This window comes from Pantoea sp. BRR-3P, from assembly GCF_039621635.1.
Taxonomy (GTDB): domain Bacteria; phylum Pseudomonadota; class Gammaproteobacteria; order Enterobacterales; family Enterobacteriaceae; genus Pantoea; species Pantoea floridensis.
In genome coordinates this window covers 3,849,607-3,863,600 of the sequence record NZ_CP155066.1, presented here as the reverse complement: position 1 = coordinate 3,863,600, position 13,994 = coordinate 3,849,607, and the positions used below count along the sequence as shown (strand labels likewise).

The window sequence follows — 13,994 nt, the reverse complement described above, 5'->3', positions numbered from 1 at the left end:
TTGCGGCTATTTCCTGTTGCTTTTACAACGTCAACTGCGATGATAAGCAACCATGGCTTAAGGACAGAAGAGCAGACAGAATGATACGAGCGATAAGTCAGCTGGGTATGGCGCTGGCACTGGTTAGCCTGGTAGGCTGTGGCCTGAAAGGACCGTTGTATTTCCCGCCAAAAGATCAACCCAACAAGCCTCATCAGCAGGTCACCGAGCAGCAGCAGAAAGCTTCTCAGGATGCTGATGTGGGTGGCCTGGTCACCAGCAAGCCTGGTTCGCAGGCAAACTAAACTCTATGAGTAATCCGGCGGAGCAGAAAATGCAGTTCTCAAAAATGCACGGTCTCGGCAACGACTTTATGGTTGTGGATGCCGTGACGCAAAACGTCTTTTTTTCGCCGGAACTGATTCGCCGCCTGGCGGACAGACATCTGGGGATCGGTTTCGATCAGCTGCTGATCGTCGAGCCACCTTACGATCCGGATCTCGATTTCCACTACCGCATTTTCAACGCCGATGGCAGCGAAGTCGCGCAGTGTGGCAACGGCGCGCGCTGTTTTGCCCGCTTTGTGCGCCTGAAAGGATTGACCAACAAAAGCGACATCCGCGTCAGTACGCAAACCGGTCGCATGGTGCTTAGCGTTACCAACGATGAGCTGGTGCGTGTGAATATGGGGCAACCTAATTTCGAACCGCAAAGCGTGCCGTTACGCGCAAATAAAGCTGAGAACCTTTATTTACAACGCGTTGCCGAACAAACCGTGATGTTTGGTGCGGTGTCGATGGGCAATCCACACTGTGTGATTCAGGTGGAAAGCGTGAAAACCGCGCAGGTGGAAACGCTGGGCCCGGAGCTGGAAAGCCATGAGCGTTTTCCCGAACGCGTTAATGTCGGCTTTATGGAAGTGATTCATCGCGAGCACATCCGTCTGCGCGTGTATGAACGCGGCGCGGGTGAAACGCAGGCGTGCGGTAGCGGCGCCTGTGCGGCGGTTGCCTGCGGCATTCAACAAGGTATTTTGGCCGAGAATGTGCGCGTCGATCTGCCTGGCGGAACGCTGCATATCGCCTGGAAAGGGGAAGGGCAGCCGCTGTTTATGACCGGTCCCGCCACACACGTCTACGATGGGTTTATTCATCTATGAAAAATGTCGAAGAGCAGACCGAAAGCGAGGTTTTGCTGGACGATCAATCGGTAAGCGCATTTCTGCGTCACAACCCCGATTTCTTTATTCGCAATGCACGCCAGGTCGAACAGATGATGGTGCCGCATCCGGTACGCGGCAGCGTTTCGCTGGTGGAGTGGCATATGGCGCGACAGCGCAACCACATCCAGCAGTTGGAAGAGGAGATCACGCTGCTGATGGAGCAGGCCACGGCCAACCATCAGCTGTTTGATCGTCTGCTGACGCTGCAAGGCCATCTTGCCGCGGCAGACAGCCTGCAAGAGATGCTGACGCGTTTGCATCGCTGGGCACGCGAGCTGGGCCTGGCGGGCGCACATGTACGCGTGTTCAACGACAAGTGGCACATTGGCGCCCCCTCAGATTTCACCCAACTCGGGTTGTCCCGTCAGGCGTTTGAGCCGCTGCGTATTCAGCGCTTTGGCGACAATCAGCACTATCTCGGCAGTCTGAATGGTCCGGAGCTATTACTGCTGTTGCCGCAGGCCAAAGCGATTGGTTCGGTGGCGATGTCGCTGATGGGTGAGCACGGCGAGCTCGGCGTGCTGATGTTTACCAGCCGCGATAACCAGCATTATCAGGCGGGCATGGGCACGCTGCTGCTACAGCATCTGGCGCAAATGCTGCCGGATCTGCTGTCGCGCTGGATTGAACGCGCATGAGTAGCGTCAGTCCGCTGCTGCCAGCCGTGGATGACTTTCTGCGTTATCTGAAAGTTGAACGCCAGCTCAGTCCGCTGACGCAAAAGAATTACCAACGGCAGTTGCAGGCCATTATCGACATGGCCGATGACATGAAGTTGACCAGTTGGGCGCAGCTCGAACCCGCGCAGGTGCGCACCCTGGCGGCACGCAGCCGTCGCGGCGGTTTGGGGCCTAGCAGTCTGGCATTGCGCATGTCGGCGCTGCGCAGCTTTCTCGACTGGCAAGTTCATCAGGGCATGTTGACCGCCAATCCCGCCAAAGGGATTTCCACGCCGCGTAACGCACGCCATCTTCCGAAGAACATGGACGTTGATGAAGTAAACCAGCTGCTGGAGATCGACCTTAACGATCCGCTGGCGGTGCGCGACCGCGCGATGCTGGAAACCATGTACGGCGGCGGGTTGCGTTTGTCAGAGCTGGTGAATATTGACTGTCGCCATATGGATTTGGAAGCCGGCGAAGTGCGGGTGCTGGGTAAAGGCAGCAAAGAGCGCCGGGTGCCGATTGGTGGCACGGCGGTGACGTGGATTCAGCACTGGCTGCCGCTGCGCGCGAGTTTTGCGCCGCAGGATGATGCGCTGTTTGTCTCCAGTCGCGGCAGCCGGATCTCGACGCGCAACGTGCAGAAGCGCTTTGCCGAATGGGGCATTAAGCAGGGCGTTGCCAGCCATATTCATCCGCATAAACTGCGCCACTCTTTTGCCACGCACCTGCTGGAATCGAGCGGCGATTTGCGCGCGGTGCAGGAGCTGCTTGGCCACGCCAATCTGGCGACCACGCAAATCTATACCCATCTGGATTTCCAGCATCTGGCGACGGTTTACGATGCGGCCCATCCGCGTGCCAAACGAGGAAAGTCTTAATGAAGTTTTATCGTCCGCTCGGCCCGATCAAAGCGATCACCTTTGATCTCGACGACACGCTGTACGACAACCATCCAGTGATCCGCAAAACCACGGCCGAATCGCACGCCGCCTTGCAGGCCTACCATCCGGCGCTGCGCGAGTTTACCCAGGCGGATTATCAGGCGCTGCGTAATGAGTTGCTGGCGCGCGAGCCGGAGATTTATCACGACGTGTCTGAATGGCGTCGCCGCTCGGTGGAGCTGGCGCTGCTCAATGTGGGTTTATCTGCAACGGAAGCAACCACCGGTGCCAGCGAAGTGATGAGCGTATTCCATCACTGGCGCAGCGAAGTCGCTATGCCTGACGAGACGCATCAAACGTTGACGTGGCTGGGCGAGCGCGTACCGCTGGTGGCGATCACTAACGGCAATGCCTGTCCGGAAAAGCTCGGCATCGATCACTACTTCCAGTTCGCGCTGCGAGCCGGTCCGCACGGCCGCGCTAAGCCGTGGCAGGACATGTATCACCTCGCGGCGCAGCGTTTGAACATCGCGCCTGAGCACATTCTGCATGTGGGAGACGATCTCACCACCGATGTCGCCGGTTCGCTGCGTGCCGGCATGCAAGCCTGCTGGATTAACCTGCGCGCAGGCAATCTGATGAAAATTGATGATGCGCGTTTGCTGCCGCACGTTGAAATTGATCGGTTGGCATCTCTGACCTCGCTGCTATAATAGCTGTAAATTTATCCAGTCGTATCCATCATCATTCGACTTGACGCTGCGTTGGCTGCGCGTGCTCACCCCGGTCATTTACTTATGTAAACTCCCGGGGATTCACACACTTGCCGCCTTGCGGCAAGCCGAATGATTTTGGATATGTATCTCAATTCTTAAAACGGTGCTTATGGACGTTTCTGAACTGCTTGACGGCTTGAATGACAAACAGCGCGAGGCGGTCGCCGCACCGCGTAGCAACCTGCTGGTGCTGGCCGGAGCAGGCAGTGGCAAAACCCGTGTGCTGGTACATCGCATCGCCTGGCTGCTGTCGGTAGAGAATTGTTCACCCTATTCGATTATGGCGGTGACCTTTACCAACAAAGCGGCAGCGGAGATGCGCCACCGTATCGATCAGCTGATCGGCACCAGCCAGGGCGGCATGTGGATTGGTACCTTCCACGGCCTGGCGCACCGTTTACTGCGCGCGCATCATCTTGATGCCGGTCTGCCGCAGGATTTCCAGATTCTCGACAGCGACGATCAGCTGCGCCTGCTCAAACGCTTGATCAAAGCCATGAACCTTGATGAGAAACAGTGGCCTGCGCGTCAGGGCATGTGGTACATCAACGGCAAAAAAGATGAAGGTCTGCGGCCAAAACATATCGAAAGCTACGGCAATCCGGTGGAGCAAACCTGGCTGCGTATCTATCAGGCGTATCAGGAAGCCTGCGATCGCGCCGGGTTAGTGGATTTCGCCGAGCTGCTGCTGCGCGCCCACGAATTGTGGCTTAACAAGCCGCACATCCTGAACCATTACCGCGAGCGTTTCAGTAACGTGCTGGTGGATGAATTCCAGGATACCAACAACATTCAGTACGCGTGGATTCGCATGCTGGCGGGCGACACTGGCCGCGTGATCATCGTCGGCGATGACGATCAGTCGATTTACGGCTGGCGCGGTGCGCAGGTAGAGAACATCCAGCGCTTCCTGCAGGACTTCCCTGGCGCAGAAACCATCCGTCTGGAGCAGAACTATCGCTCGACCAACAACATTCTGAAAGCCGCGAACACGCTGATTGCCAATAACAATGGCCGCCTCGGCAAAGAGCTGTGGACTGACGGCAGCGACGGCGAAAAGATTTCGCTCTACTGCGCATTCAACGAGTTAGACGAAGCGCGTTTCGTGGTGAATCGCATCAAGAGCTGGCATGAGAACGGCAACGCGCTGCAGGATTGCGCCATTCTCTACCGCAGCAACGCCCAATCACGCGTGCTGGAAGAGGCGCTGCTGCAAGGCAGCATGCCGTACCGTATTTATGGCGGCATGCGCTTCTTCGAACGTCAGGAGATCAAAGACGCGCTGGCCTATCTGCGTTTGATGGCCAATCGCAATGACGATGCGGCGTTTGAACGTGTGGTGAATACGCCGGTGCGCGGCGTGGGCGATCGCACGCTGGACGTGGTGCGCCAGACCGCGCGCGAACAGCAACTGACAATGTGGCAGGCAACGCGCGAGCTATTACAGAACAAAGCGTTAGCCGGCCGCGCCGCATCGGCGCTGCAACGCTTCTGCGAACTGGTGGATTCACTGGCCACCGAAACCGCCGAAATGCCGCTGCATGTGCAAACCGATCGGGTGATCAAAGACTCCGGTTTGTGGGTAATGTACGAGCAGGAGAAGGGTGAGAAAGGCCAGGCGCGTATCGAAAACCTTGAGGAACTGGTAACGGCCACGCGCCAGTTCAGCTATCAGGATGAAGACGAAGATTTGATGCCGCTGCAGGCGTTCTTGTCACATGCGGCGCTGGAAGCGGGCGAAGGTCAGGCCGACAAGTGGCAGGACGCGGTGCAGCTGATGACCATGCACTCGGCGAAAGGTCTGGAGTTCAGCCAGGTGTTTATCGTCGGCATGGAAGAGGGCATGTTCCCGAGCCAGATGTCGCTGGATGAAGGCGGGCGTTTGGAAGAGGAGCGTCGTCTGGCTTACGTTGGCGTGACGCGCGCGATGGTGAAGCTCACGCTAACCTACGCGGAAAGCCGTCGCCTTTATGGTAAGGAAGTGTATCACCGCCCTTCACGTTTTATCGGCGAGCTGCCGGAGGAGTGCGTGGAAGAGGTACGTTTGCGCGCCAGCGTCAGTCGTCCAGTTAGCCATCAGCGCATGGGCACGCCGATTGCGCAAAACGATAGCGGCTTCACGCTCGGCCAGCGCGTGCGTCACGCCAAGTTTGGCGAAGGCACCATTATCAACCTCGAAGGCAGCGGTGAACACAGCCGCCTGCAGGTGGCGTTTCAGGGCCAGGGCATTAAGTGGCTGGTGGCGGCTTACGCCCGTCTGGAAACGGTGTAGCGCGGTTGCGCTACCTTGACGACTTTTTCGTCTCAGCGTAACATGCGCGCACTATTATCATGAGAGGACAATGCCTTGGACGCGCCCAGTCGATGCTGGCTCAATCACCTGTTTAACAGGAACTCCTAAGGTTACCTCTTTTAGCTGGTAGCCTTAGCGGTTATCAGCGACCTCCCTTTTTTACTCTCGTCGCATGAGTTAGCACTGATTTACCCTTGAAGCGAAAGTTTCCGTGTTCAGGCTTCGCCGTGCCCGCTATAAACAGTGGTTCACCGCCTTGTCCCATTCCAAAAAAATGGGGAGTTATTGCTATGCTGAGCGCATTTAAACTCGATCGTAATCGCCTGACGCGCATCGAGCTGGAAGAAGATAACGACAAACTCAACACGTCGGTGTGGGTCGATTTGATCGAGCCCGACGACAGCGAACGCGATCGCGTGCAGTGTGAACTCGGCCAAAGCCTGGCGACGCGTCCGGAGCTGGAAGACATCGAAGCCTCGGCGCGTTTCTTCGAAGACGAAGACGGCCTGCACATTCACTCCTTCTTCTTCTTTGAAGATGCGGAAGACCACGCGGGCAACTCCACTGTGGCATTTACCATCCGTGAAGATCGCCTCTACACGCTGCGCGAGCGCGAATTGCCAGCCTTCCGCCTTTACCGCATGCGTGCGCGTAACCAGACGCTGACCGATGGCAACGCCTATGAACTGCTGCTGGATCTGTTCGAAACCAAAATCGAGCAGCTGGCGGATGAGATCGAGAACATTTATAGCGCGCTGGAGAAACTCAGCCGCGTGATCATGGAAGGCCAGCAGGGCGAAGAGTACGATCAGGCGCTGTCACGTTTGGCAGAGCTGGAAGATATCGGCTGGAAAGTGCGTTTGTGCCTGATGGATACCCAGCGCGCGCTCAACTTCCTGGTGCGCAAGGCGCGCCTGCCGAGCAACCAGCTGGAGCAGGCGCGTGAAATCCTGCGCGATATCGAATCACTGCTGCCGCATAACGAATCGCTGTTCCAGAAGGTGAACTTCCTGATGCAGGCGGCGATGGGCTTCATCAACATCGAGCAGAACCGCATCATCAAGATCTTCTCGGTGGTTTCGGTGGTGTTCCTGCCGCCAACGCTGGTGGCATCAAGCTACGGTATGAACTTTGAGTTTATGCCGGAACTGAAATGGAGCTTTGGTTATCCGGGGGCGATTACTTTAATGATCCTCGCCGGGCTAGCGCCGTACCTCTATTTCAAGCGTAAGAACTGGTTGTAACCTGCCGAATATCGCGGTCGTCATGAATGACGACCCTACAAAATCGCTCCTGAAAACGTAGGGTCGCCATTTATGGCGACCGGAAAGCGCTTAAGCGATTAACATTAGCCCATAAACTAGCGCTGTTCCCCATTTCTGCGTAACCTGTTGGTTCTGTTTTCTTTCTGATTCCACCTTATGGCGCGCTTCTCCCTGCGACTTCAGTGGACCCTTCTGCTGATTGCATCGTTAGTACTGGGGATTATACTCCAGCTGTTCCACCTTCCTGCGGCCTTGCTGCTTGGTCCGATGATCGTCGGCACCATCATGGGATTATCCGGCGCAACCGTCCGCATCGATAAACGTTTCTTTGTGCTGGCACAGGCGGTGCTGGGCTGCATGATCGGCCAAAGCTTATCGCCGGGAATTCTCACTCCGCTCATTCAGGATTGGCCGGTGGTACTGGCGGTGCTGGTATTGACCCTGGCAGCTAGCGGGCTATCGGGTTTTCTGCTGGTGCGCTTCAGTCATTTGCCCGGACCCACCGGCGCATGGGGATCGTCGCCCGGCGGCGCCTCGGCGATGGTGGCGATGGCCGGTGATTTCGGTGCTGATGTGCGGTTAGTCGCCTTTATGCAGTATTTGCGCGTGCTGTTTGTCGCCACGGCAGCCGCGGTGGTGGCGCGTATTGGATTAGGTTCCAGTGGCGGCACCGTGGATCTGGTGTGGTTTCCCGCGCTGCAAAGCAGTTTCCTGCTAACGCTGGTGGTCATGGTAGCCGGTGCATGGCTCGGTCAGAAGCTGCGTATTCCTTCTGGGGCATTGCTGCTGCCGGCGCTGATTGGCGCGGTACTGCACGGCAGCGATGTGGCCACCTTGCAGGTGCCGGAGTGGTTGCTGGCGCTGGCCTATTCGCTGATTGGCTGGAGCGTGGGATTACGCTTTACTCGCCCCATCTTCCTGTTGGCGCTGCGCACGCTGCCGCAAATGCTGGTGTCGATTTTTGGTTTGATGCTGTTGTGTGGCGGATTAGCCTGGATGTTGACGCGCGTGCTGCACGTCGATCTGATGACTGCATACCTGGCAACCAGCCCTGGCGGGCTGGATACCGTGGCGATTATTGCGGCGGGCACGCGGGTCGATATCGCTTTTGTGATGGCACTACAGACACTTCGTCTGTTCACCATCCTGCTTACCGGTCCGGCGCTGGCGCGTTTTATTTCACGCTACGCGCACGCGCGTACGCGCTGAAAATACCACTGCATCAACAATGAAAACGGCAAGAGCCAGCCAGATAAAGCCGAAGGTCACCATTTTGTCCGGCGTCAGGTTCTCGCCGTAGAAGATGACCGCCAGCAGGAACATCAGCGTCGGGCCAAGATACTGGAAGAACCCAACGGTGGATAAACGCAGACGCGCGCAGGCTGCGGCAAACAGCATCAGCGGAATAGTGGTGATAATGCCTGCCGCGACAAGCTTGAGATTCAGGCTCATGGCGTTCGCACTGAGATGGCTGGTGGCGCTGTCAGCGAAGCCAAACAGATAAATTGCCGCCAGTGGAAACAGCCACAGCGTCTCGATCAGCATGCCGCTTTGCGCATCCACCTGAATCTTTTTACGCACTAAACCATATAAGGCAAAACTGAACGCCAGTCCCAGACCGATAATCGGCAGCGAACCGAATTGCCACAGCTGCACCAGCACGCCGGTTGTCGCCAGCAACACCGCCAGCCACTGCAAGCGACGGAAGCGCTCACGCAGGAATAGCATGCCAAACACCACATTAATCAGCGGGTTGATAAAGTAACCAAGGCTGGCTTCCAGCATATGCTGATTGTTTACCGCCCAGATAAACAGCAGCCAGTTGCCGCCAATGGTCACGGCGGTGAGAGCGAGCAGCAGCACTTTTTTCGGTTGCGCAAGCACGCTGCGCACCTGGGGCCAATTGCGGGTTAAAGTGATCAGTACCAGCATAAACAGCGCGGACCAAATCACGCGATGCGTCATAATTTCGGTGGCGGGGACCTCTTTTACCAGCTTGAAATAGGCCGGCGCGATGCCCCAAATAAAGTAAGCGCCAAGCGCGTAGCCAATACCCTGGCGAGTTTGTTGCGTATCCATCATCACATCCAAAAAGTGGCGATCAGCCAATCATATATGTTGCGGTAGCGGTAGCGATGTAATCGCCCTGCTGATTGTGTAATTCGACGCGCGCCACAGCGACTTTATTACCGCCGCGCAGCAGGCTGCTGGTGGCGATAAAGCGTTCGCCGCGGCCGGGACGCAGATAATCGACACGCATATCAATGGTGCCCATGCGTGACAAGCGCTGGCGCAGTTCGTCCTCGGTAATGCTGTCCTGACGCGTAAGCGCATAGCTGACACACACCAGTCCGGCGGCAACATCCAGCACTGAGGCAATGACGCCACCGTGCAGAATCTGCTGCGCCGCATTGCCCACCAGCATGGTTTTATTGGCAAAACCGAGCTCAGCGTAATCCGCTTCCAGCCGATCCAGCTCTAATCCCAGCGCCTGATTGAAAGGCATGTGATAAACAAATATTTCGCCAATCAGACGGCGCGCTTCCTGTTGTGTTAGCAACGGGGATGACATAGTTCCTGCCTTAAAATGTTAAAGAGTTGTGTATATTATGCCGCGTTCGCGCTGCTTTCCAGTTTCAGAAATCGGCACTGATCATCCGCTGGATTTGCGTGTAGAATGGCCTGCTTTTTGAACCGTCCATTGACGATCACGACACGCAGTTCCCTGGAGAATTCTATGCGTAAGCATTACGCCTTGCTGGCAGCGGCATTGATCCTTCCTGCCCTGGCGCAGGCTGAAGAAGCCACGATAAAAGAGGTTCATGATGCACCGGCAGTGAAGGGCAGCATTATCGCTAACCTGCTGGAAAAACACGATAACCCGTTCGTGCTTTATCCTTACGAAAACAATTACCTGCTTTACACCTACACCAGCGATATGAATAAAGAGGCCATCTCTTCCTATAACTGGGCCAATAAAGCGAAAAATGATGAAGTAAAATTCCAGCTCAGTCTGGCGTTTCCGCTGTGGCGCGGCATTTTAGGCGATAATTCGGTACTCGCCGCGTCCTATACTCAGCGTTCGTGGTGGCAGCTCTCTAACCGTGGCGCCTCATCACCGTTCCGTGAAACCAACTATGAGCCGCAAATTTTCCTCGGCTGGGCGACAGATTACACCTTCGCGGGCTGGACGCTACGCGATGTGGAAACGGGCCTGAACCATGAGTCGAATGGCCGCAGCGATCCGACGTCACGCAGCTGGAACCGCGTTTACGCCCGCTTAATGGCAGAGAACGGCAATTTACTTGCTGAGATCAAACCCTGGTATCGTCTGCCGGAAAGTGAAAGCAATGACGATAATCCGGATATCACTAAATACATGGGTTACTACCGCGCCAAGCTCGGTTACATGATGGGCGACAGCATCTTCAGCGTGGAAGGCAACTACAACTGGAACAGCGGCTTCGGTGGCGCAACCTTCGCCTGGAGCTACCCAATCTCTGAACACGTGCGCTTTTACACGCAGGTCTTCAGCGGTTATGGTGAATCTTTGATCGACTATAACCATCGCCAGACCCGTCTTGGCGTGGGCGTGACGCTCAACGATCTGTTCTAACCAGCAAAAATACAGGATTACCGTGGCAACATCGGCAGTGCTTAATCAGGAAATGCTGGCGCAGCAGGTATTACAAGATACCTTCGGCTACCAGCAGTTCCGTCCCGGTCAGCAAAACATCATCGAAACCGCGCTTGCAGGGCGTGATTGTCTGGTGGTGATGCCAACCGGCGGCGGCAAATCGCTGTGCTATCAGATCCCGGCGCTGGTGCGTGAAGGATTGACGCTGGTGGTTTCACCGCTGATTTCACTGATGAAAGATCAGGTTGATCAGCTGCTGGCTAACGGTGTCGCGGCGGCGTGCCTCAACTCAACGCAAACGCGTGAACAGCAGCAGCAGGTTTTTGCGGATTGCCGTACCGGCAAGCTCAAGTTGCTGTACATTGCGCCTGAGCGACTGATGATGGATAACTTCCTCGACAGCTTGCATCAGTGGAATCCGGTGATGCTGGCCGTGGATGAGGCGCACTGTATTTCACAGTGGGGCCACGATTTCCGTCCGGAATATGGTTCGATTGGCCAGCTGCGTCAGCATTTCCCAGCGTTGCCGGTGATGGCATTAACCGCCACCGCTGATGAAACCACGCGTAACGACATCGTTCATCTGCTGCAGATGGACGATCCGCTGATTCAAATCAGCAGTTTTGACCGGCCAAATATTCGCTACACGCTGGTGGAGAAATTCAAACCCACCGAGCAGCTTCTGCGTTATGTGCAGGATCAGCGCGGCAAAAGCGGCATTATTTACTGTAACAGCCGCGCCAAAGTGGAAGACACCGCCGCGCGTCTGCAAAGCCGCGGCCTGAGCGTTGGCGCGTATCACGCCGGTATCGATAGTGCGCAGCGTGCCAGCGTGCAGGAAGCGTTTCAGCGTGACGATTTGCAAATTGTGGTCGCCACCGTGGCGTTTGGTATGGGCATCAACAAACCTAACGTGCGGTTTGTGGTGCACTTCGATATCCCGCGCAATATCGAATCCTATTATCAGGAAACCGGCCGCGCCGGACGTGATGGCCTGCCTGCTGAAGCGATGATGTTGTACGATCCAGCCGATATGGCGTGGCTGCGTAAATGTCTGGAAGAGAAAGTGCCCGGGCCGTTGCAGGATATTGAACGCCACAAGCTTAATGCGATGGGCGCGTTTGCGGAAGCACAAACCTGCCGTCGTTTGGTGCTGCTGAATTATTTTGGTGAAGGTCGCCAGCAGCAGTGCGATAACTGCGATATCTGCCTCGATCCGCCACGTCGCTACGACGGCCTGCTGGAAGCGCAAAAAGCGCTGTCGAGCATCTATCGTACCGGTCAGCGCTTTGGTATGGGCTATATTGTTGAAGTTTTGCGCGGGGCCAGCAATCAGCGTATCCGTGATAACGGCCACGATAAATTGCCGGTGTACGGTTTAGGCCGCGAGCACAGCCATGAACACTGGATTAGCGTGCTGCGTCAGTTGATCCATCTGGGCATGGTGACGCAAAACATCGCTATGCATTCGGCATTGCAACTTACGGAAGCCGCCCGCCCGGTACTGCGTGCCGAAGTGCCGCTGATGCTGGCGGTGCCGCGCATCGTAACGGTAAAAACGCGCAGCAGCAGTTCGCCAAAAGTGTATGGCGGTAATTACGATCGTAAGCTGTTCGCCAAGCTGCGTAAGCTGCGTAAGGCGATCGCCGATGAAGAGAACATTCCGCCTTACGTGGTGTTTAACGATGCCACGTTGATTGAAATGGCAGAACAAATGCCGATTAGCGCGTCAGAAATGCTCAGCGTGAACGGCGTCGGTCATCGCAAACTGGAACGTTTTGGTAAGCCGTTCCTGGTGATGATCAAAGAACATGTTGATGAAGGTTAAAGGAAAAAAATCATGCTGATGTTATTCGCCACCGTAGCGCTGGTGCATCTGGTTGCGCTGATGAGTCCCGGCCCGGACTTCTTCTTTGTCTCGCAAACGGCGGCGAGCCGATCGCGCAAAGAAGCGATGATGGGCGTATTGGGCATCACGCTGGGGATTGTCGTGTGGGCCGGCGTGGCGCTGATGGGCCTGCATTTGATCCTGGAAAAAATGGCCTGGCTGCATGAAATCATCATGGTCGGCGGCGGGTTGTATCTGCTGTGGATGGGCTGGCAGCTGATGCGTTCAGCGCGTCAACGTCACAAGCAGCCGCAGACGGAAGCACCGGTGGTCGAATTGCCGAAAAGAGGCATGAGTTTCCTGAAAGGTTTCCTCACCAATTTGTCGAACCCGAAAGCGATTATCTACTTCGGTAGCGTGTTCTCACTGTTTGTCGGCAACGATGTGGGTGCTATGGAGCGCTGGGGCTTGTTCCTGCTGATTATCGGTGAGACGTTCGCGTGGTTTACGCTGGTGGCGGCGATTTTCGCTATGCCGTGGATGCGTGATAAGTATCAGCGGATGGCGAAGTGGGTGGATGGCATGGCGGGTGTGTTGTTTGCCGGGTTTGGTATTCACCTCATCATTTCTCGATAAAATCTCGATCCGTAGCGGCGCAATTTATTGCGCGTCTTTCAACTGCGCGCGATAAATCGCGCCGCTACGATTAAGTACAAAATTTTAAGCCATTCTGCGGGCGCTGGCTAACAGCGCGCCTACCGCCATAAATAAGCCACCAAAGGTGCGGTTCAGTAGCTTCATCTGCTGCGGTCCTTTAATCCAGCCTGCAATGCGCGTTGCCAGCGTGGCATAACCAATCATCACGATGATATCGACCACGATGGTGGTGACGCCGAGCACCAGATATTGCATCAACTGCGGCTGGTGCGGCTGAATAAACTGCGGGAACAGTGCGGCAAGAAACACGATGCTCTTCGGGTTGGTGAGATTCACCAGCACCGCACGTTTAAACAGGCGACGCCGCGGCATCGCTTTGGCTACGGCATCAAGATCGATACCGCCAGCGGAACGCCACTGCTGAATGCCCAACCACACCAGATAGGCTGCACCGGCCCACTTCAGCACTTCAAAGGCCAGCAGTGATTGCGAGAACAGCGCCCCTAATCCGGCACCGACCAGCACGATATGAATGGCCAGGCCAAGCTGCAAGCCGGTAATCGATGCCACCGCGCCGCGATAGCCATGGCTGATGCCGGTGCTCATGGTGTTAATCGCGCCGGAACCGGGTGAAAGGCTAAGGATGGTTGTGGTCAGCAGGTAGGTTAACCACCATTCAATGGTCATGTGCGACATTCCCTGAAGTTAGCGAAGTGTGACACAATACGACAGAAAATCGCGGCACGCTATGCAGCTCAGGTGCGCCATTCACGTTTTTTTCAGGGGGGACG

14 protein-coding genes are annotated in these 13,994 nt (G+C 56.0%); 11 read left to right on the top strand and 3 right to left on the bottom strand.

Features of this window, described 5'->3' with window-relative positions; all coding sequences use genetic code 11:
- Positions 1–80 precede the first annotated feature (80 nt).
- The 8 genes from AAGR08_RS17860 to AAGR08_RS17825 all read left to right on the top strand — a co-directional run bounded on the left by AAGR08_RS17860 (position 81) and on the right by AAGR08_RS17825 (position 8,290).
- Complete coding sequence (locus tag AAGR08_RS17860) at positions 81–284, top strand: lipoprotein (protein ID WP_097095348.1); 204 nt, start codon at positions 81–83, stop codon at positions 282–284.
- A gap of 29 nt (positions 285–313) precedes the next feature.
- Positions 314–1,138 (top strand): diaminopimelate epimerase, encoded by an 825-nt coding sequence (dapF, locus tag AAGR08_RS17855; protein WP_097097610.1) that lies wholly within the window; start codon positions 314–316, stop codon positions 1,136–1,138.
- A complete protein-coding gene (locus AAGR08_RS17850) occupies positions 1,135–1,839 on the top strand; it encodes a DUF484 domain-containing protein (RefSeq protein WP_345827487.1) in 705 nt (234 codons plus the stop codon). The genes dapF and AAGR08_RS17850 overlap by 4 nt, the downstream gene beginning before the upstream one ends.
- Positions 1,836–2,744 carry a tyrosine recombinase XerC gene (xerC, locus tag AAGR08_RS17845; protein ID WP_097095346.1) on the top strand — a complete coding sequence of 303 codons (909 nt, stop codon included), beginning with the start codon at positions 1,836–1,838 and terminating at the stop codon, positions 2,742–2,744. The genes AAGR08_RS17850 and xerC overlap by 4 nt, the downstream gene beginning before the upstream one ends.
- On the top strand, positions 2,744–3,460 hold the full coding sequence (gene yigB / locus AAGR08_RS17840) for a 5-amino-6-(5-phospho-D-ribitylamino)uracil phosphatase YigB (RefSeq protein ID WP_097095345.1): 717 nt from the start codon (positions 2,744–2,746) through the stop codon (positions 3,458–3,460). The genes xerC and yigB overlap by 1 nt, the downstream gene beginning before the upstream one ends.
- A gap of 172 nt (positions 3,461–3,632) precedes the next feature.
- Positions 3,633–5,795: a DNA helicase II gene (gene uvrD, locus AAGR08_RS17835; protein WP_097095344.1), complete on the top strand. Its 2,163-nt coding sequence runs from the start codon at positions 3,633–3,635 to the stop codon at positions 5,793–5,795.
- A 311-nt stretch (positions 5,796–6,106) separates the two neighbouring features.
- Entirely contained in the window at positions 6,107–7,060 is a 954-nt protein-coding gene (gene corA, locus AAGR08_RS17830; protein WP_097095343.1) for a magnesium/cobalt transporter CorA, read from the top strand.
- A 177-nt stretch (positions 7,061–7,237) separates the two neighbouring features.
- Complete coding sequence (locus AAGR08_RS17825) at positions 7,238–8,290, top strand: AbrB family transcriptional regulator (RefSeq protein ID WP_345827483.1); 1,053 nt, start codon at positions 7,238–7,240, stop codon at positions 8,288–8,290.
- Here AAGR08_RS17825 and rarD read toward each other — a convergent pair.
- Positions 8,261–9,160 carry an EamA family transporter RarD gene (rarD, locus tag AAGR08_RS17820; RefSeq protein WP_345827481.1) on the bottom strand — a complete coding sequence of 300 codons (900 nt, stop codon included), beginning with the start codon at positions 9,158–9,160 and terminating at the stop codon, positions 8,261–8,263. The two genes, AAGR08_RS17825 and rarD, sit on opposite strands and share 30 nt — an antisense overlap.
- A 22-nt stretch (positions 9,161–9,182) precedes the next feature.
- Positions 9,183–9,653, bottom strand: a complete 471-nt coding sequence (locus AAGR08_RS17815; RefSeq protein WP_097095342.1) for a thioesterase family protein — start codon at positions 9,651–9,653, stop codon at positions 9,183–9,185.
- A 165-nt stretch (positions 9,654–9,818) separates the two neighbouring features.
- Between AAGR08_RS17815 and pldA the strand changes: the two genes are divergently transcribed.
- The 3 genes from pldA to rhtC are packed head-to-tail and all read left to right on the top strand — an operon-like array spanning position 9,819 to position 13,182.
- Positions 9,819–10,697 carry a phospholipase A gene (pldA, locus tag AAGR08_RS17810; RefSeq protein ID WP_097095341.1) on the top strand — a complete coding sequence of 293 codons (879 nt, stop codon included), beginning with the start codon at positions 9,819–9,821 and terminating at the stop codon, positions 10,695–10,697.
- A 22-nt stretch (positions 10,698–10,719) separates the two neighbouring features.
- On the top strand, positions 10,720–12,546 hold the full coding sequence (recQ, locus tag AAGR08_RS17805) for an ATP-dependent DNA helicase RecQ (protein ID WP_345827479.1): 1,827 nt from the start codon (positions 10,720–10,722) through the stop codon (positions 12,544–12,546).
- A gap of 12 nt (positions 12,547–12,558) precedes the next feature.
- Positions 12,559–13,182 (top strand): threonine export protein RhtC, encoded by a 624-nt coding sequence (gene rhtC / locus AAGR08_RS17800; RefSeq protein ID WP_097095339.1) that lies wholly within the window; start codon positions 12,559–12,561, stop codon positions 13,180–13,182.
- Between the two features lie 84 nt (positions 13,183–13,266).
- Here the strand turns inward: rhtC and rhtB are convergent, their stop codons facing one another.
- Positions 13,267–13,890: a homoserine/homoserine lactone efflux protein gene (gene rhtB, locus AAGR08_RS17795; RefSeq protein ID WP_097095338.1), complete on the bottom strand. Its 624-nt coding sequence runs from the start codon at positions 13,888–13,890 to the stop codon at positions 13,267–13,269.
- Positions 13,891–13,994 lie beyond the last annotated feature (104 nt).